Origin of the sequence: Vibrio sp. PBL-C16 (assembly GCF_034321865.1) — a bacterium.
GTDB lineage: Bacteria > Pseudomonadota > Gammaproteobacteria > Enterobacterales > Vibrionaceae > Vibrio > Vibrio alginolyticus.
The window spans coordinates 742,353-761,000 of the sequence record NZ_JAXLNY010000002.1 but is presented as its reverse complement, the minus strand read 5'-3'; the positions used below and the strand labels follow the sequence as shown (position 1 = coordinate 761,000).

21 protein-coding genes are annotated in these 18,648 nt (G+C 45.2%); 9 read left to right on the top strand and 12 right to left on the bottom strand.

Going from position 1 to position 18,648, the window contains the following annotated elements; genetic code table 11:
• Positions 1-3: 3 nt before the first annotated feature.
• The 7 genes from fliD to UQW94_RS11775 form a co-directional block, all read right to left on the bottom strand.
• Positions 4-1,998 carry a flagellar filament capping protein FliD gene (fliD, locus tag UQW94_RS11805; RefSeq protein ID WP_154205107.1) on the bottom strand — a complete coding sequence of 665 codons (1,995 nt, stop codon included), beginning with the start codon at positions 1,996-1,998 and terminating at the stop codon, positions 4-6.
• Positions 1,999-2,019: 21 nt separating this feature from the next.
• Positions 2,020-2,454, bottom strand: a complete 435-nt coding sequence (gene flaG, locus UQW94_RS11800; protein WP_213880839.1) for a flagellar protein FlaG — start codon at positions 2,452-2,454, stop codon at positions 2,020-2,022.
• 92 nt (positions 2,455-2,546) lie between these two features.
• Positions 2,547-3,677 (bottom strand): flagellin, encoded by a 1,131-nt coding sequence (locus UQW94_RS11795; protein ID WP_005380449.1) that lies wholly within the window; start codon positions 3,675-3,677, stop codon positions 2,547-2,549.
• Positions 3,678-3,965: 288 nt separating this feature from the next.
• Positions 3,966-5,099 carry a flagellin gene (locus UQW94_RS11790; protein WP_005380447.1) on the bottom strand — a complete coding sequence of 378 codons (1,134 nt, stop codon included), beginning with the start codon at positions 5,097-5,099 and terminating at the stop codon, positions 3,966-3,968.
• A gap of 263 nt (positions 5,100-5,362) precedes the next feature.
• Positions 5,363-6,502, bottom strand: a complete 1,140-nt coding sequence (locus UQW94_RS11785; RefSeq protein ID WP_042521439.1) for a flagellin — start codon at positions 6,500-6,502, stop codon at positions 5,363-5,365.
• A gap of 143 nt (positions 6,503-6,645) precedes the next feature.
• The gene (locus tag UQW94_RS11780; protein ID WP_213964451.1) at positions 6,646-7,548 is read right to left on the bottom strand and encodes a Dyp-type peroxidase; all 903 of its coding nucleotides are present in this window, start codon (positions 7,546-7,548) and stop codon (positions 6,646-6,648) included.
• A gap of 46 nt (positions 7,549-7,594) precedes the next feature.
• Positions 7,595-8,080, bottom strand: coding sequence for a DUF2919 domain-containing protein (locus tag UQW94_RS11775; protein ID WP_025768263.1), 486 nt, complete (start codon positions 8,078-8,080; stop codon positions 7,595-7,597).
• Positions 8,081-8,224: 144 nt separating this feature from the next.
• On the opposite strand from UQW94_RS11775, the gene UQW94_RS11770 reads away from it, so the two are divergent.
• The gene (locus tag UQW94_RS11770) at positions 8,225-8,578 is read left to right on the top strand and encodes a DUF2956 domain-containing protein (protein ID WP_005380437.1); all 354 of its coding nucleotides are present in this window, start codon (positions 8,225-8,227) and stop codon (positions 8,576-8,578) included.
• 3 nt (positions 8,579-8,581) lie between these two features.
• Positions 8,582-8,914, top strand: a complete 333-nt coding sequence (locus UQW94_RS11765; RefSeq protein ID WP_025768262.1) for a DUF4156 domain-containing protein — start codon at positions 8,582-8,584, stop codon at positions 8,912-8,914.
• 34 nt (positions 8,915-8,948) lie between these two features.
• On the opposite strand, the gene UQW94_RS11760 is transcribed toward UQW94_RS11765, so the two are convergent.
• Positions 8,949-9,236: a winged helix-turn-helix domain-containing protein gene (locus tag UQW94_RS11760; protein ID WP_005380433.1), complete on the bottom strand. Its 288-nt coding sequence runs from the start codon at positions 9,234-9,236 to the stop codon at positions 8,949-8,951.
• 291 nt (positions 9,237-9,527) lie between these two features.
• On the opposite strand from UQW94_RS11760, the gene UQW94_RS11755 reads away from it, so the two are divergent.
• From UQW94_RS11755 to UQW94_RS11740, 4 genes are read left to right on the top strand one after another with little or no spacing between them, the layout of a single operon-like run.
• Positions 9,528-9,878: an ArsC family reductase gene (locus tag UQW94_RS11755; RefSeq protein ID WP_005380431.1), complete on the top strand. Its 351-nt coding sequence runs from the start codon at positions 9,528-9,530 to the stop codon at positions 9,876-9,878.
• Between the two features lie 18 nt (positions 9,879-9,896).
• On the top strand, positions 9,897-11,033 hold the full coding sequence (dapE, locus tag UQW94_RS11750) for a succinyl-diaminopimelate desuccinylase (RefSeq protein WP_005380429.1): 1,137 nt from the start codon (positions 9,897-9,899) through the stop codon (positions 11,031-11,033).
• A gap of 14 nt (positions 11,034-11,047) precedes the next feature.
• Complete coding sequence (locus UQW94_RS11745) at positions 11,048-11,746, top strand: M15 family metallopeptidase (protein ID WP_137282301.1); 699 nt, start codon at positions 11,048-11,050, stop codon at positions 11,744-11,746.
• A complete protein-coding gene (locus UQW94_RS11740; RefSeq protein ID WP_005380425.1) occupies positions 11,743-11,946 on the top strand; it encodes a DUF2897 family protein in 204 nt (67 codons plus the stop codon). The genes UQW94_RS11745 and UQW94_RS11740 overlap by 4 nt, the downstream gene beginning before the upstream one ends.
• A 106-nt stretch (positions 11,947-12,052) precedes the next feature.
• On the opposite strand, the gene bamC is transcribed toward UQW94_RS11740, so the two are convergent.
• A complete protein-coding gene (gene bamC / locus UQW94_RS11735) occupies positions 12,053-13,072 on the bottom strand; it encodes an outer membrane protein assembly factor BamC (RefSeq protein WP_005380424.1) in 1,020 nt (339 codons plus the stop codon).
• An 80-nt stretch (positions 13,073-13,152) separates the two neighbouring features.
• Positions 13,153-14,031, bottom strand: a complete 879-nt coding sequence (dapA, locus tag UQW94_RS11730) for a 4-hydroxy-tetrahydrodipicolinate synthase (protein ID WP_005380422.1) — start codon at positions 14,029-14,031, stop codon at positions 13,153-13,155.
• 475 nt (positions 14,032-14,506) lie between these two features.
• On the opposite strand from dapA, the gene UQW94_RS11725 reads away from it, so the two are divergent.
• Positions 14,507-15,049 carry a glycine cleavage system protein R gene (locus tag UQW94_RS11725; RefSeq protein ID WP_005380420.1) on the top strand — a complete coding sequence of 181 codons (543 nt, stop codon included), beginning with the start codon at positions 14,507-14,509 and terminating at the stop codon, positions 15,047-15,049.
• Positions 15,050-15,065: 16 nt separating this feature from the next.
• On the top strand, positions 15,066-15,536 hold the full coding sequence (gene bcp / locus UQW94_RS11720) for a thioredoxin-dependent thiol peroxidase (RefSeq protein ID WP_238843873.1): 471 nt from the start codon (positions 15,066-15,068) through the stop codon (positions 15,534-15,536).
• 77 nt (positions 15,537-15,613) lie between these two features.
• Here bcp and UQW94_RS11715 read toward each other — a convergent pair whose 3' ends face one another.
• On the bottom strand, positions 15,614-16,687 hold the full coding sequence (locus UQW94_RS11715; protein WP_005389843.1) for an AI-2E family transporter: 1,074 nt from the start codon (positions 16,685-16,687) through the stop codon (positions 15,614-15,616).
• A gap of 1 nt (position 16,688) precedes the next feature.
• Positions 16,689-16,925, bottom strand: a complete 237-nt coding sequence (locus tag UQW94_RS11710) for a sulfurtransferase TusA family protein (RefSeq protein WP_005380414.1) — start codon at positions 16,923-16,925, stop codon at positions 16,689-16,691.
• 257 nt (positions 16,926-17,182) lie between these two features.
• Between UQW94_RS11710 and UQW94_RS11705 the strand changes: the two genes are divergently transcribed.
• The gene (locus tag UQW94_RS11705; RefSeq protein ID WP_005394337.1) at positions 17,183-18,634 is read left to right on the top strand and encodes a tetratricopeptide repeat protein; all 1,452 of its coding nucleotides are present in this window, start codon (positions 17,183-17,185) and stop codon (positions 18,632-18,634) included.
• Positions 18,635-18,648: the final 14 nt, after the last annotated feature.

Here is an 18,648-nt window from a genome sequence, read left to right as displayed (position 1 = left end):
TTATTAACCCAACGCACTCATCAAAGCGCCCAACTGGCCCTGCATTTTACCGGTCGCATCTTGCATCGCGGTAAACTTCGCATGAGTACGCTTCTCTAGGCTTTCCATGCGGCGATCTAATGCCGCTTGATCGTCACTCAAACGGTAATTTTGTTCTGTGAGACTTTTTTCTCGAGTACGAATACTGCCTGTAATACCTGTGATACCGTGAATCGCATCTTCTACTCGTTTAGCAAAACCTGTGTTGCCACCGAAGAACTTTTCTAACTCGTTGAAGTTATTGTTCAACTGGCGGTCTAGCATGTCATAGTTGATTTCTAGTGTGCCTTGACGTGTGGTCGTAATGCCAAATTCTGTTAAGGACTTTAGGTTTTCAGGTGCTTTATCGATTCGAGTAGAAAAAACCGATTTTAATCGTGAATCTGCACTGCGTACGGTGCTGTCACCTGACAACGGCCCTTTTTGACCAGTTACCGGATCCACACTCGCCAACGCTTGGGAGGTTTGATAAAACGAGTTATACGCTGCCACAAAGTTTTCGATATCGTTGCGTACACTTTGACGGTCGTACTCGACACCAATTTCAGCAGGCGGTTTATTCGGTTCTGATTTGCCTTTTAGTGTTAAATCAACACCTTCGATCGCATCTTCAATCACATTGTTGTGGCTAGATAGCTTTGCCACGCCATCAAGCAGAACTTCTGAATCTTGCCCTGCTTGTACTTCTGTCATCCCAAGGTATTCTTCAAAAGCAGATTGTGCCTTTGCGATTTTCGCTTCTGCTTCATCAATTTTTTCCAGACGCTCACGTTCTTGAGGATCAAGTTTAGCGCGATGAATTTGCTTAGCTTGCGCTTCGGACAGTTCACCACGTGCCACTTTTTCGTCTAACGCTTGCTTTTCACTCGCAATTTTTTGCTCGATTTCCGCTTTTTCTTGCTCGAGAAGCTGCTTAGCCTCTTTCGTCGTAACGTAAGAATCGGTTAGGGTGCCCGATGCGGCATTATTCCAGCCTGGTACATCTGGTGCCTTCTCTATTGCCTTTTCGTCGAGTTCGAGCTCTGGTTCTTCATAAGAGTCCAACAAAGTACCTGACGCAGTTTCTGTCCACCCTGGAATTCTGTCTTCAGGGCGTAAACTCGCGCGTCGGTTGGCTTCATCAATGGCTTCTTGACCAGCTTTGGCTGCTTCTGCACCCGCCGCAGAGATTGGCGCTTGCGATGCATCATCTTGTACATCGTCTGCCGCTTTTTGCTCTTCTGGAGGTAGAGGATTGCCGTTTGCATCCAGCTCTTCTGCTGGTTGTTCCGGAAATTTAAGAGGACCTAAGACATCTTCCGCCGCTGAACGAGCTTCTTCAAGCGCGTTGACGCGGTCTTCAAGTGTTTGGTATTCGAAATATTTAAGAGGGTTGCCTTTTTCTGCCTCCACACTGACTCTGATTTGATGATCCTTACCAGAGAGGTTAGAAGCAAGGATAAGGCGTGGACCTTCGACGTCGTTAATAAGAGATGCACGAACGCCAGGGTTATCTTTAGCGCCATTGATGCCACGTACGACATCGATGAGCTTAGATCGGGAACGAACATCGATATTAAAACGCTCATCACCAAGCGAAATCTGCAGCTTACCAGGGCCAAATTTTGCGTCTTCTGGCAATACGTCAGAAGCGACTTTATGGCTCTGAGCAAGCTGCAACACATCGATAGCATATTTGCCAGCGATAGCATCTGTGGTTGCCGTGGCAGATACGATATTGTCATCGGTCGTTTCGACAGTGCGAACGGCAAATGCTTTCTCCTGACGAAAGTTCGCCATGAGATTTTTCATCGTATCCAATGATTCTCTGAGTCGTCCGTAAGCACTGATACTGGCATTAATTGTCGTGCGTTCGTTGTCGATGCGTTGCTGCTTTGGTACGCGTTCGGCATCCACAATTTTGCTGACCATGGAATTAATATCCATGCCGCCAGACATCCCCAAAGGGCCTAAACTCATCAAATCACCTCTAAAAACGACTTACACTTTTTCAGTCAACAACCCGCTGTTGGCTGTGTGCTCAGCTAGGCGACGCAATACCACTAGCATTTCTTCATCAGGAATTTGACGAATCACGTCACCGGTATTGGCTTCATAAATCGTCACCACATCTCGTCCGGATTCTTCATCCACTCGAAATGCGACTCCTTTGTTTATGGACGTTACAAATTCATTCATTTGTGCGACCAATTTTTCACGTTCTTCTTTGTTCAGTTCTTGACGGCTTTCAGCCATCTCGATCGCAGCTTGAACAGAGAAGTCGTATTCGGTGTTTTTCGCTTTTTGCGGCGAAATCTCACCATTTGAATTTGCTGGGCTAGACGTGCCTATATCATTGCCATTTTTACTTGCAAACTTTGTGCCATTTGGCGTGCCGTAAGGCTGGATGTTCGATGCGTAGGAGGATATATCCATTACAATCTCCCTTCCACCTTATGGGCTAACGATAGAATCTATCGCTTTGGTGCCCCAGCACTAAGGTGTTGACCTCAGGCTGGGTTTACCACTTAGCCCAACAAGCTTAGCGCTGCAGATGGAGACTGCTTCGCTTGAGCCAGGATTGAAGTACTTGCTTGCTGAAGAATTTGCGACTTAGTCATCGCAGTGGTTTCCTTCGCGTAATCAGTATCTTTAATACGGCTTTTAGACGCGTTAACGTTCTCGTTAATGTTGTCTAGGTTGCTGATTGCGTGGTTGAAGCGGTTTTGGAAAGCACCGAGTGAAGCTCGTTGGCTGTCTACGGACTTAAGAGCACCGTCGATAACCGCTACTGCTTCTTGAGAGCCAGCTACTGTGGTTACATCGATGTCTTTCACTGTTACGTCTTTCGGGCCACCAAAGCCGATCTCGTCTGCTAGGTTGCCAGAAAACTCAACATCACCTTCAACTTTTTGAGAAGAAGCAAATACTTGTAGTTTGCCATCTTCGCCAACAGAGGCTTTTACATCATCGTTTTGACCGTTGATGTATGTCGCTAGCTGCTCAATATCATCGCCTTGCTTAGCGCTGATTGATAGCTCTTTCTCTTCACCCTGCTTGTTGGTGTAGCTCATTTTGAACTCTGTTTTCTCACCAACAGTCCAAGATGCGTCTTTACCCTCTTCTGCTGCGTAGCTCTTACCACCCATTGCTGAAGTGTCTGAGCGTAGGTTACCCATAGAAAGCATCACTGCTTCACCTGAGTCCGCACCGATTTGGAAAGATTGAGTACCGTAAGTACCGTTTAGAAGCTTGTTACCACCGAAAGAGGTAGTTTCAGCAATACGGTTTAGCTCGTCGTTTAGCGCTGTTACTTCTTCTTGGATCGCTACACGTTCTGCTTTTGAGTTAGAGCCGTTCGCCGATTGAAGCGAAAGATCACGCATACGTTGTAGGATGTTGGTAGATTCATTCATTGCACCTTCAGCAACCTGTGCAATAGAAATACCGTCGTTTGCGTTTTTCACTGCCATGTCTAGGCCACGGCTTTGTGCATTCAAACGGTTTGAAATCTGTAGACCTGCAGCATCGTCTTTCGCGCTATTGATTTTATAACCCGAAGACAAACGCTCCATTGATTTTTGTTGACCGTCAGCTGCCTGGTTTAGGTAACGCTGTGCAGTCATCGCAGAAACGTTAGTATTAACGTTAATCGCCATAATTGATCTCCTTAAGGCTTTAGTGAATGTACCGTCGTGTCTCTCACCTCACTTAGGTACATCTCATTTCTCTCAGTCCCTTTAACGGCGACCGATGAATATCCTTTAGAAGAAATTTTCAATTTTTTGCGATTATTTTCTTTGGCTTACTGAAATGTGATGAAGCTCTAATGTCGTGATTCGCAGAAATCCTGGGGCCCCAAAAGACAGAAAAAAACCCAGCCGAAGCTGGGTTTACTCGCTCATCTCTCACCACGAGCCAATGAGGTTCTCGTCTTAGGTTTGAAATTAACCTAGCAGACTTAGCGCTGAGTTTGGCGCTTGTTTCGCTTGCGCAAGGATTGAGCTTGACGCTTGCGATAGAATTTGTGACTTGGTCATTGCCGTCGTTTCTTTCGCGAAGTCAGTATCTTTGATACGGCTCTTCGACGCATTCACGTTCTCGTTAATGTTGTCCAAGTTGCTGATTGCGTGGTTGAAACGGTTCTGGAATGCACCTAGCTCTGCGCGGTGGCTGTCTACGTATTTCAGTGCTGCATCGATGATAGCAACAGATTCTTGTGCGCCACCAACTGAGGTTACGTCGATAGTATCTACCGTTACTTTTTTACCTTCGCCCAAACCTAGTTCACCAGATAGACCGCCTGAAAACTCGACCTCGCCCTCAACTTTGTTGTTGCCAGCGAAGATTTGCAGTTTACCGTCTTGGTCTACAGAGGCTTTCACTAGGTCAGTTTGGCCGTTAATGTAAGTCGCAAGCTCTTCGATATCGTCACCCGCTTTTGCGCTGATGTTGATTTCTTGCTCTTGGCCGTAGCTGTCCGTTAGGTTGATTTTTAGGTCGTTCTTACCTTCAGCAACGTTCCAGTCTTTACCTTTACCACTTTCAGCTTGGTAGCTCACACCGCCCATCATTTTGTTGTCTGAACGCATGTCTTTTAGCTCAAGCATCACTGCTTCACCGTTATCTGCACCGATTTGGAACGATTTCGCACCGTGTGTGCCGTTTAGTAGCTTGTTACCACCGAAAGAAGTGGTTTCTGCGATACGGTTTAGTTCGTCGTTTAGCGCGGTCACTTCTTCTTGAATCGCAACACGTTCTGCTTTCGAGTTTGAACCGTTTGCTGATTGTAGAGACAAATCACGCATACGTTGAAGAATGTTAGTGGTCTCATTCATTGCACCTTCAGCAGTTTGTGCAATCGAGATACCGTCGTTCGCGTTGCGAACCGCTACATCCAAACCACGGCTTTGTACGTTCAAACGGTTCGAGATTTGTAGACCCGCAGCGTCATCTTTCGCGCTGTTGATTTTAAAACCTGAAGACAAACGCTCCATAGAAGTTTGTTGAGCTGAGTTTGCGTTGTTTAGGTAACGCTGAGCGGTCATCGCTGATACGTTAGTATTTACATTCACTGCCATGGTGATTTCTCCAATTGATTTTCCGGTGTAGCGGTTTCCGACGTCTCGGAAAACCAAGTAGTTCTCTCAAAGTTACTTTTATTAACGGCGCATGCCCTGTTTTCTTTAGAGAAAATTTTGGATTTTTTTGAAAATAATTCGTTTGGAGGGGTAATCGTGACAAAGCGGATAAAAAAGCAAAAAAACTTTCATTTTTCGCTAAAGCTTCTTTTCGAATTGTCGATACAGGCAGGTTTTGCGTTAAATTCGAGCAAGGCCGTTCATCAGCCAAGCAAGGTCAATGCTAGGTTTGGCGCTTGTTTTGCTTGCGCCAGAATAGAAGTACTGACCTGTTGTAAAATCTGTTGCTTCACCATTTGCGTAGTTTCTTTGGCATAGTCAGTGTCTTGGATACGACTGTTGGAAGCGGCTAAGTTTTCGTGGATATTATCTAGATTATTGATCGCGTGATTAAAGCGGTTTTGATACGCGCCTAACTCCGCACGACTGCCATCTACCGTTTTCAAAGCATCATCTAAAATACCGACCGCCATCTGAGCGCCACCGACCGTGCTAATATCAATACTATCTACCGTTCTATTTACGGTGACATACTTGCCAAGTTCTAACTCATCAGCCAGGCCACCACTGAAGGTTGGTCCAGGGTATTTTATGGCGTCCTTGTGGGACATGAGTAACTGCAGTTGCCCCTCTTCATTAACAGACGCTTTCACTTTATCGGTTTGCCCATTAATGTAAGTCGCGAGTTCTTCTATATCATCGCCAGCTTTAGCTTCAATACGGATCTCCTGCTCTTCAAAATTGTTATCACGGTAGCTGATAACAATTTCATTATTTCCGTTTTGAACCGTCCAATCTGAACTGACTCTTTGATATGAGCTCATTGAAAAGCTACCTAAAGATTCCGGCTGCATGGTCCGCAGGCCAATTTGTACCGCTTCACCAGCCGTTGCACCGATTTGAAAAGACGATGTACCGAATGTGCCATTCAGCAATTTACGTCCGCCAAAGGAGGTCGTTTCTGCAATACGACTTAACTCATCATTTAAAGCAGAGACTTCTTCTTGCAGTGCATTGCGCTCCGCTTTGCTGTTTGAACCATTGGCTGACTGTAGCGACAAATCACGCATACGTTGCATGATATTGGTCACCTCATTCATCGCGCCTTCCGCAGTTTGCATGATGGAAATGCCGTCATTCGCGTTACGTACCGCGACATCCAAACCACGCATTTGTGATTGCAAGCGGTTGGAGATTTGCAGACCCGCAGCGTCATCCTTTGCGCTATTAATACGCTTCCCTGAAGACAAACGCTCCATGGATTGGTTCAGCATATCCGTTGCACTGGTCAAATGACGCTGTGCGACAAGTGCTGCTACATTGGTATTAACGGTGATCGCCACGAATAAAGAGTCCTAAAATTAAGGCTTTGAGTACTTATCGACCAAGTAACAGAAAAGTTTAGTGTTTTTTGAAAAGAGATTGGAATAGAAATAGAAAACAAAAGCCCTCCAATTGGAGGGCTTAAGAAATAAAGTCTGAGAACTTACTTGATGGCTAGCTCTGCGAGCATTTCTTGTGAAGGAGCGAAGAAGTACGCACCAGTTACCGCTTTTGTGAAACGAAGCATTTGGTCTGCTTTACCATCGGTCACGCCGTACATACTTTCTAGCATCACTTTAATGTTATGAAGTGTATTGCAGTAAGAAATAAACAGCAGGCCATGAGGCCCTGTTACCGTCCCGTATGGCAAGCTATGACGGACAATCTTGAGACCTTTTCCTTCTTCTTTAATATCAACGCGACCAACGTGTGATGCAGCAGGAACGTCTTCTAGCTCTATAGAGTCTGGTTTGGTACGACCAATCACTTTTTCTTGCGCTTTGACATTCAAGCGATTCCAAGCGGCAAGGTTATGTTCGAAGCGTTGAGCCATGACATAACTGCCTCCAGCAAATGGGCCCTCTTTTACTAGAGCCACATCAGCGCGAGCCTCCCCTTTCGGGTTTTCTGTCCCATCAATAAAGTCTGTCATATCACGAGCATCAAGGTAACGGTACCCATATGTTTCGTCCACAATGGTGACATCTTGTGCCGTCTCTTCTAGGAACTTACGCAACACGTAAAAATGCAAGTCGTGACGAGTCGAGTGACAGTGAATCAGTACATCTACGTCTGTTGCTGGAGCAACGATGTCACCTTCGCCAAGTTGAGTAAAATCAATAAGCTCTTCTGGCGCGTCTACATTAAGGTGTTCCCAAAACGATTTTGTGAATGCGATAGAAAGCGTCAGCGCTGCACCCGGCTGGGTAATGTTTAACTCTTCCACCAACTTTGGCAGTGCTTTCAGTTTTTCTAATACGTTTTCACGGTTTTGGTTCACTTTGAGTTGAGTGTACAGTGCAAATGGCCCGGCTTCTGGCACGATCGCCGTTTGAGCTTGTGACATTGAGGTTTCCTCTATTACTTTGCCCCAGAGTGGGAAGTTATTGTTTTTAATTCTTTGAATGCTGCTGTTCATCGTGCGCCAATTGTGGCACATGAAAACAGTCTTTTACCCATCTTCCATTTAGAAGATAGATCATAAACCAAGCTAATAAGGTAATGGTAAGGGCGTTTGCCCAATTAAACACTCCATGTTCTAGGTACACATGATACATGGTCTGAGCAAGTTGAATACCGCACAAGATCAAAGTGATCTCGCGACCATAGCGAGTAATTCTGTTTACCCATCCTCTGTCGGGATGACGAAGCCCCATTAACCACATAAGAAGCAAACTTGGAATGCCCATCGCCAAACCTAAATACAACGTACTTGAATCTGGGTAAACAATAGCGAGTAGCTTACTGCCACTATCACGACTTACACCAGCCATGGCAAACACCACCCATGAACGCACAAGAAACATCCATCCCACCCATAAAATGATCGGCGCCTTTAAAAATCCATGGGCGTCATATTGGTCAAACGAATAGCGCACAACATCTTCTTCTTTATGTGATAAAAACGTCACTTTAACCTATCGTTTCAGAGTTGCAAGCCAACAAAGATGAGAACTGAAGTTCATTTCAGCACCTTACACAGGTAAACTAAACAAAGATTTACAGCGACGTTGATGAGAAACATGAAAAAAAGAACTCCTGCCACCCCTGTGCCTTCTCAAGAAACTCAAGCCGAAGCGATGAGAATTGCCAAATCTACGCAGAAACCGGGGCAAACCAAAGAGCAAACCAAGCTCATCGCTCAAGGTATCGAAAAAGGCATCGCGCAATATAAGAAACAACAAAAAGAGCGCAACCGCCAAGCCGATAAAGCGAAGAAAAAACAGCAACGTGAAAAACAACGTCAGCATGAAGAGATTATCGAACAAGACAATATCACCGACGATGCGCCAAACCATTCATCAAGCAAACTGCCTTGGACACTACTTGTCCTGAGCTGGATTGGCTTTGCTGCTTACATAGTATTGGGGAAATAGCTAATGAAACGCCTGTTACTTGGACTTTTTGTCGTGCTTCTAACGGGTTGCACGATGCCTTCTCACCTTACTCATGCTCAAAGTCAAGATGTTCATATTCGCATTGACGCGCAATTCAACCCTGAGCGATGCGAATACAAAGGCGAAGTCACCGGAAGTGAAGGCCATTGGTATAACTACATTTTCATGACTAATGACGCGATGATGCAAGGCGCGATGAACGATTTAAAAAACAATGCAGCGGCTATCGATGCGGACACCGTTTTTATGGTTTCCCCACAAGATTTTATCACTTCATTTAGCGTGCTGGGTTCCGCCTACCGCTGCAATGGATGAGGCCTGAATATGAAAAAAGCCAGCAATTGCTGGCTTATGCACGAAATCCAAGACTGCTAGCGATATCTCTCTCCCGCTCTAGAACCCATTGGCTATCAAAAGGCCCCCAATCTGAAAGTTGATAATAGCCGTCATTATGACGTCGGCCATCTTGAACGAATATGAGTTCAATGCCGATCCCAGGTAACGCCTTGAGTACATCTTGAATAGTACGACGAGGCCACCCCGTTTTTTCGATCAACTTTGGCACATTCGGCCTTTCTAGGTTTTCCACCAACAAGGCCAAATATAGCCGCCTTGCAAAAACAGGACTCAATTCCATTGACACCTCCTAAAATTGTGCTGATTCATTATTTCGTTTTTGCTCAGCGAGGTGTTGCGTTTGATCAATAACTCGACTTTTCCATTTGATTTAGACGAATTTTTATTCGATTTATAGCGCATTCATCGTAAATAAGTTATGTGACATTAGTTATCTCAATCTATCTGAAAATATTTTCCACCGCATTTTGTCAGTTTGATTGCTTCTTGATAGGATGCTTTAACAGCCCAAATCACTTAAGTGCGTCTTAACCGCGCCAGTGAAAAATAGAACAAAGAAAAAGGAAACACTATGTCGATTACCATGTTTGGTATTCCCAACTGCGATACGATCAAAAAAGCCAAGAAATGGTTAGAAGCCGAGGATATTGCTTACGACTTCCATGACTACCGTAAGCAAGGCATTGATGCAGAAATGGTAAGTGAATTTTGTCGCGCTTTAGGTTGGGAACAGGTGCTCAATAAACGTGGCACAACCTACCGCCAATTAGCGCAAGAGCAGAAAGACACACTTAACGAGGAAAACGCCATCGCTCTTTTGGTAGAAAACCCTGCGATGATTAAACGCCCAATTTTAAAAGTGAATGATCAACTTCATATCGGTTTTAAAGCTGATCAATACGCTAGCATTTTCAACTCTTAAATAAAGGAATACTCAAGGATGACAGACAGTCCAGTATTGGCACTTGCTAAAGATCTGATCAGTAGACAGTCCGTAACGCCGGAAGACGCAGGTTGTCAGGATTTGATGATCGAGCGCTTAAAAGCACTCGGGTTTGAAATTGAAGTGATGGTATTTGAAGACACCACGAACTTCTGGGCTCGACGTGGTTCAGAAGCGCCGCTATTTGCGTTTGCTGGCCACACCGATGTGGTACCAGCTGGCAAATTGGAACACTGGAATACACATCCGTTTGAACCGACCATTATTGATGGTTACTTGCATGGCCGCGGCGCAGCTGACATGAAAGGGTCACTCGCTGCTATGGTCGTTGCTGTCGAACGCTTCATTGAAGAAAACCCAGACCACAAAGGCTCAATTGGCTTTTTGATTACGTCAGATGAAGAAGGGCCATTTATCAATGGTACCGTTCGCGTTGTAGAAACGTTGATGGAACGTGGTGAGAACATCGATATGTGTATTGTTGGTGAACCATCCAGCACCGACGTGGTTGGCGATGTAGTGAAAAATGGACGCCGTGGATCCATCACTGGTGATTTAACGGTAAAAGGAACACAAGGTCACGTGGCCTACCCTCACCTAGCCAGCAATCCAGTGCACGAGTCTCTACTCGCGATTCATGAACTCGCGACGACAGAATGGGACAAAGGGAATGATTACTTCCCACCGACCAGTTTCCAGATCCCGAATGTATCGGCTGGCACTGGTGCGTCTAATGTTATTCCTGGCGAGTTCCATGTTCAGTTCAACCTACGTTTTAGTACTGAGCTTAACAATGACGCAATTGTTCAGCGTGTTACCGAAACATTGGACAAGCATGAGCTGGACTACGACCTAAAATGGACATTCAACGGTGACCCATTCCTGACCGATACGGGCGCACTGCTAGACGCAGTTGTAGCTGCTGTGGCCGAAGTCAATGATACGAAGCCAGCGCTACTTACAACTGGCGGTACGTCTGATGGTCGTTTTATTGCTCGAATGGGAGGTCAAGTCGTAGAGTTAGGCCCTGTTAACGCTACGATTCATAAAGTGAACGAGTGTGTGAAAGTCGACGATCTTGAAAAGTTGACGGACATGTACGAAAACACGTTGAAACACCTATTGGCGAAGTAATCAGCGAGAACACAATGACACCAGAGCAACTCACCGGAATCACTGATTCCCATCTTCAATCCACTTTAGTGGATCAAAAAGCGTTCCTACTCCACCCTGAAGTGGCTGACGATCTGCTAAAGATGATTGAAGCGGCAACAGAAGCAGGTTTCAAAATGGAAATCGCCAGTGGTTTTCGTGACTTTAATCGCCAAAAAGCCATCTGGAACGGGAAGTTTTCTGGTGAGTTGCCAATTCTCGACATCAACTCCCGCCCTTTGAATAAAGCAGAGTTAAATGACGAAGAGAAATTGATGGCCATTTTGCGCTGGTCGGCATTGCCCGGAGGAAGTCGTCATCATTGGGGTTGTGATTTTGATGTCTATGCGCGCAATTTATTGCCTGCTGACACCAAACTCAAGTTGGAACCTTGGGAGTATCTTGAAGGCCACCAGCAGGCGTTCTACCAATGGTTAAAAGCCAACCTTGGTCGGTTCGGTTTCTTCTTCCCTTATCAGCATGATTTAGGTGGCGTTTCGATTGAGCCTTGGCACATTAGTCACCGCGCTGTCGGGCAGCAATGCCTCGAGCAGTTGACGCTTGATGTACTCAGAAGCCAGTTGATTAAACAAAATCAGACCGACAACATTGCAGGGATTGACGTCATACTGAATAATTTGGATAACGTCGTTGCCAAATTTATTCACAATATCACGCCGCCGGAGGCTCTATGATAGAAATACTAACCAATCCTTGGGTCATTATTATTGTAGTGTTGAGCGTGGTCATTGGTAATATTGCCGCACTCAAATATACCGCAAAAATGAAGTTTGGTCAGATGGATAAAAGCCGTAAGAACGATTTAGATAAGCTGAACACATTGGATAAACAGCGCTACGCTGAAGAAGATAAAAACAAAAACGAGCCTCGTTAGTTCCTCACCAGCTTCATCTCGACACATTTAATCTAAACATCAAAAAAGGGACCACTAGGTCCCTTTTCTATCATTAAGTAAACACGCCGCGTTAAGCTCGCTTTGTTTACTGCTTCACTGTTGCAGCCAATACAGGCGCTAGTGATTTCAAAAACTCTTCTTCTACTGGCTTGCCAGAGGAGTCGGTGATATTGATAGACGTACGGTTGCCTAAATCACCAAGTAAGAATGTGTACTTACCAGCGGCTAACTCCACTGGTTTAACGCCGATATCGTTCCAGAATTCATCATCCGGAGACGCATATTTCGCAGTGATTGTGCCCTGAGACTGGCTACGCTCTTCAATCTTAAAGCCCATCTTAGGTAGAATATTAGGCAGACGTTGCCAAAGCATGTTGTATTGCGCACGCGCGATAATCACAGGAAGTCCGCTGCGGTCTTTACCCATTGTGATTGGGATCTGTTTAACCAACTCTTGCGCTTTACGCTGTGCTTCTTCACGCACTTCTTGGTCGTAGCGAGCGGTGACCAAGTTCGTCATGAATACATTGTAGCGCTCACGGTTGGTCGCCGTTACTTCTTTCACTTGATTGCCTTCACGCCAGTCAATAAGGCTCACCTTAAAGCCGTGTCGACCATTTGCTTCAGCGCGTACGATTTCATATCGGCTGCCAATTTCTAGCTCTTCATCTGGCGAATCCCAAGTCACCCATCCTGTCTCGATGCGAGAGTCTGTTTGGCTTTCAACTGGAATCTCGTTAGCCGCGACCATGTTTTGCACCGTTTGCCAAACTTTATCTAGTTCATCTTTACGAAGTAGCCAAAGTGTCACTTCACCATCACTACTGCGGTCCAAACGTGCACCGGGAATAAGCTCTAGGACTTGTTGAGGTGGACGAATGTCGACATCTTTACCTACACCACCAGCGTAGTTACCCTGAGGGATCTCGTAGTTAGGGTAAAACTGAGGCTGTGCACCCTGTGGGACATTCCACTCACCCAAATTTGGGGAGTTCAAATACTCGAAGTCATCTTTTGCTTGACGACGTTGATTGGCACCACCTGAACAGGCAGTCAATACGAATACAGCTAATGAACTTAACACTAACTGGCTTGAAAGCTTCATCTATACTCCTAAAACACCGAGGGCGCCTTGGCCCCCAGTATGAACTTCAATCCTAGTAACTCAATCTTAATAGCTCAATCTTAATAAATATGGGCGTCTGTTAGCGCCTGCTCGACGATCGGCTGCGATTTTTCAGAAAGCGTAGTTAAAGGAAGACGCAAACCACCTTCTTCAATCAAACCAAGCTTTTGCGCTGCCCATTTTACTGGGATAGGGCTTGCTTCGATGAAAAGGTTTTTGTGTAGAGTCATCAAGCGTTGGTTAATCGCTTCTGCTTCTTCGTACTTACCTTCACTTGCCAAATGGAACATGTCTGCCATGTCTTTAGCCGCAATATTGTTCGTTACCGAGATAACACCATTGCCGCCAAGTTTCACAAAATCCAGCCCTGTCGCATCATCGCCACTTAGTAAGATAAAATCTTCGCCACAAAGTTCACGATGAATTGCAATTCGTTCCAAATCGCCCGTTGCATCTTTTAGAGCCACGATATTATCAAGCTTTGACAAGCGTGCCACTGTTTCTGGCTGCATATCAACAGCAGTACGGCCTGGTACGTTGTACAAAATTAGAGGCACATCACTCGCTTCGGCAATTGCCTTGTAATGTAGAAACAAACCCTCTTGAGTTGGTTTGTTGTAATACGGTGTCACACTCAGGAAGCCAGCAATACCAGAATCAGCCAGTAATTTGCTAAATGTTACTGCCTCATGGGTTGCATTTGCACCCGTGCCAGCAATCACAGGGATGCGACCGTCGGCAAACTCAACAGTTTTATTAACGACCTTTACATGCTCTTCAATGGTCAGTGTCGCTGACTCACCTGTTGTGCCTACTGCCACAATACCGTCTGTACCCGCTTCAACGTGGTACTCTACTAGCTTTTGCAGACCGTCAAAGTCTACTTCGCCATCTGCTTTGAATGGCGTAATCAGCGCTACGATACTTCCTGAAAACATGTTTATCTCCCTCATTTAACTCTTTCTGCATGGTACTGTAATGCGATTGAAAAACACAAGAGCGTAAACTCGCTTACAAAGTACAAATGAATGAATAATTACCAGTTGTTAGAGGTCTAGCAACTTAATTGCTCTATTTGGTTTGATTAACGGCAATATTGATAATCGTGTTGGGCTTTCGAGTGACTTTAGAATCTATCAGTGATTTGGAAAATACTGAAGAGCACAAGCAAGGAAAATATACTCTTTGGTCTTGTTAGCCAAGTCAGATCTAAGTGAATAAAACGGCCAGACAATAGGCAAGCACATCATGCAAACGTTTTGTTTATCCTGTAGCCTGCATTTACTGTTTATTTCCCACCGCTCCCCTCAACATCCTCCTGCTTTTTATAGACTAAAAAAGAACTGGCTCGATATTTATTCGCAATATCTGTGCTAACATCTCTCTATTGAAGAAAGGACAAGAAGCTCATTTATGAAGCAACATCTGGTACTTACAGCAGTTGGAACGGACCGTCCAGGCATTTGTAACCAAGTCGTACAGCTCGTTACTCAAGCTGGTTGTAACATAGTCGATAGCCGTATCGCTATCTTTGGCAGCGAATTTACGCTGATCATGCTCCTGACTGGGAACGCCAGCAGCGTGACTCGAGTTGAAACACAATTGCCCCTGCTTGGCCAAGAACATGACCTTATTACGATCATGAAACGCACAGCGGCGCACGAACTGCTCGATAACAGCTACACCATGGAAGTGTTTATTGAGTCTGAAGACCGCCCTGGGTTAACTGAAAAATTTACTAAGTTCTTCGCTGATCAGCAGATTGGTTTAGACTCTCTTAGCGCGCAAACCATCAGCAAGTCGAAAATTCAACTCGATTCTGACCAGTTTCACATTGCGATTACTGCATCTGTAAGCGCGGATTTTAATTTGATGCAGTTACAAGAAGACTTCGATGAACTTTGTAAGTCGCTCAACGTACAAGGTTCTCTGAATTTCATTAAAAACACACTATAAAGTAAAGGAAATCAAAATGAATACGCTGACAGCAGGCTCGCCAGCGCCAGCCTTCTCTTTGCTCGACCAAGACGGAAATACCGTTTCTCTTGAAGACTTTAAAGGCAAGAAAGTGCTTTTCTACTTTTACCCTAAGGCGATGACGCCGGGTTGTACTACACAAGCAAAAGGCCTTCGTGACATCAAAGCTGAACTCGATGCACATAACGTGGTGGTACTCGGCGTAAGCATCGACCCTGTAAAGCGCCTAGGCAAGTTCATCGAGCGCGATGATTTAAACTTCACTCTGCTTTCTGATGAAGACCATGCCGTTGCAGACCAGTTCGGCGTTTGGGGCGAAAAGAAATTCATGGGCAAAGTATACGACGGTCTTCACCGCATTAGCTTTCTGCTCAATGAAGAAGGCGTGATCGAACATGTGTTCAACAAGTTCAAAACCAAAGATCACCACGAAGTCGTATTAAACTACTTAAACGAAAACGCTTAAACGCTATTGTTTTTCTACAAACAAAAAGCCCAGCAAACTGCTGGGCTTTCTTTTAATCATCGTACCTTTGGTAACAACTACTCTTGTTCGACAGGTTCGTTTTCTTCCGTGCTTGGTAATGCATGCCATACGGCTTTGACTAATGTCGCTAAAGGAATGGCGAAGAACACCCCCCAAAAACCCCACAGCCCACCAAAGACTAATACAGCCACAATGATAGCAACTGGGTGTAAGTTTACTGCCTCGGAAAACAGAACAGGAACCAAGACATTACCATCAAGCGCCTGGATAATACCGTAAGCAAGCAACAACCAATAAAACGGAGGCGTTAAACCCCATTGGAACAAACCAACGATGGCAACAGGTACAGTAACAGCCGCCGCACCGATATAAGGAATCAAAACCGACAGACCAACGGCTACGGCAAGCAACGCCGAGTAACGAAGATCTAAAAGGGCAAAAGTCACGTAGCTCACACCGCCCACGATTAAAATCTCTAACACTTTACCGCGAATGTAATTTGATATCTGCTCGTTCATTTCATGCCAAACTTTATTCGCCAATTTACGGTTTTTCGGCAGAATACCGCTTGCGATTCGCAGCATTTCTTCTTTGTCTTTAAGCAAAAAGAAGATCAGAAGTGGCACTAAGATCAAATATACCGCTAGCGTTGCAATGCTAACTAATGAAGCAAGCGACCCTTTGACGACACTTTCACCCAGCCCCAATGCTTGGTTTTTGGCGTTCGTCACCACGGTTTCTACTATTTCTAAATTGGCTAGTTCAGGGTGGCGCTCTGGCAATGTGACAATAAACTTTTGTAGCCCGTTGTACATGTTCGGAATATCGTTAATTAGATTACCGACCTGAGTCCAAATCGTCGGAACCAAGCCAAACAACGCAATTAACATTAACCCGACAAAGACCAAGATCACGATAATAACCGACAAAGTGCGCGGCACGCCCATACGACACATTTTGACAACTGGCCATTCAAGTAGATAAGCCAAAACGATCGCGACAAGTAATGGTGCAATCAAGTGTCCAAAGAAGTAAATGGTGATAAAGCCAAACAGCAAGATCGCGACGAGACTTACTGCGTGAGGGTCAGAGAAACGTCGTTTATACCAACGACTAACCATTTCAAACATCTTATGCGGATTCCTTATTGAAGACAGTCAATGTGTAGTGCTCTGATGTAGATTGGCAATCAACCGAGTACCCTTGGGCACTAAGATAGTTCACAATGTCTCGTTTAGAGCTGTTGTCCACCACTTGAATGACAAGTTGATGATACTGCTTTGCTTCTCCTTGAAAGACCTCAGCAGCATGACGCTTTGCAAGTAACAGTGCCATAGGACAACGTTGCTCACGCAAATCAAGTAACATGGATTCCATTGTATTGCTCTGCACTTATGATAGGGTTGTATTGTAACGGCTTTTTGAGCTGGTGCTAGCACTTCTGACATGATTTAACCACATGCTGAAATAGCTCGGATGTAAAATAATTTACGAAACCAATTCATTTATTTCCGGTCTTACTGTTAGCTTATATCCTCACGGATAACCAAAACGTATGTGGCGCTGTTAATAGGCTCTCGACCTGTAACCACATGCTTATGTATTTTGGAGAACCTTTTAAACGTATGTTAAAACGCACTCGCTCGCTAGTTTGCTTATGTCTTGCTGCTGCCATCAGTTCGCCGACAACTTATGCCAATAGCATTGACTTGCCAGACATTGGCACAGCTGCTGGTGGCACGCTTTCAATAGACCAAGAGTTGATTTATGGCGACGCCTATATGCGTATGCTCAGAGCCAGTAAACCTATCGTTAATGACCCTGTCATCAATGAATATATTGACTCTCTTGGGCACAAATTAGTGGCCAATGCGAATGATGTAAAAACGCCGTTCCACTTCTTTATGATTCGCGACCGTAATATCAACGCGTTCGCGTTTTTTGGTGGCTATGTAGCGCTGCATTCTGGGTTGTTTCTTCATGCTCGTTCAGAAAGTGAGCTGGCCTCTGTTGTCGCTCACGAGATAGCGCACGTCACACAACGTCATCTTGCTCGGAGTATGGAAGAACAAGCACGCCGCTCTCCGGCCACATTAGCCGCACTTGCGGGGGCACTACTGCTTTCAATTGCCTCACCCGAAGCGGGGATGGCTGCAATTACAGCAGCAACCGCGGGCAACATGCAAAGTCAAATCAACTACACTCGTGCAAACGAAAAAGAAGCGGATCGCTTTGGTATTTCGACACTAGCAAAAGCCGGTTTTGATGTTCAAGCAATGCCAAGGTTTTTTGGCCGTCTTGCTGATGAGTATCGTTATGCGAGTAAACCGCCACCAATGCTCCTGACTCACCCTCTGCCTGAAGATCGAATTACCGATAGCCGTGCGCGAGCAAGAACCTATCCTCCAATGCGTGTTGTGCCTTCAATAGACTATCATCTAGCTCGCGCGCGCATTGTGGCTCGTTACGCTGGCATTGATGGACAAGCCGCCCTGAGCTGGTTTGAGAGAACCCAAAAGAAAGCCTCTGCGGACATTACACCTGCTTTTGATTATGGTCGAGCACTCGTGCATTTAGACAATAAACGCTTATCTCAAGCGGAACCAATTTTGAAAAAGTTACTGGAACAAGACCCAAGTAACCCGTTTTACTTGGACGCTATGACGGATTTATACATCGAGAAGAAGCAGCCAGAAAAAGCAACCGAGATGCTCCGCAAAGCGTTATCTCGTAACCCTCAAAATAAAGTATTGACCATTAACTACGCCAATGCGCTACTTGAGGACAATAAAAACGATCAAGCCACGCGAGTTCTTCAAAGATACACTCATGACTATCCTGAAGATACAAATGGCTGGCACCTAATATCGAAGAGCTACCACGCGCTGGGGCGTAGCGATGAAGAGTTGGCTGCTCGAGCAGAAATTTTGGCATTGCGAGCAAATTGGAATAAAGCGATTCAATATTATAGTGAAGCAAGTAAAATGGCCAAGTTGGGCAGCTTAGAGCAAGCACGATACGATGCCCGTATCGACCAACTCATGATCCAAAGAGATCGATTCATGGCATTACAATAACGAAATGGAGAAAA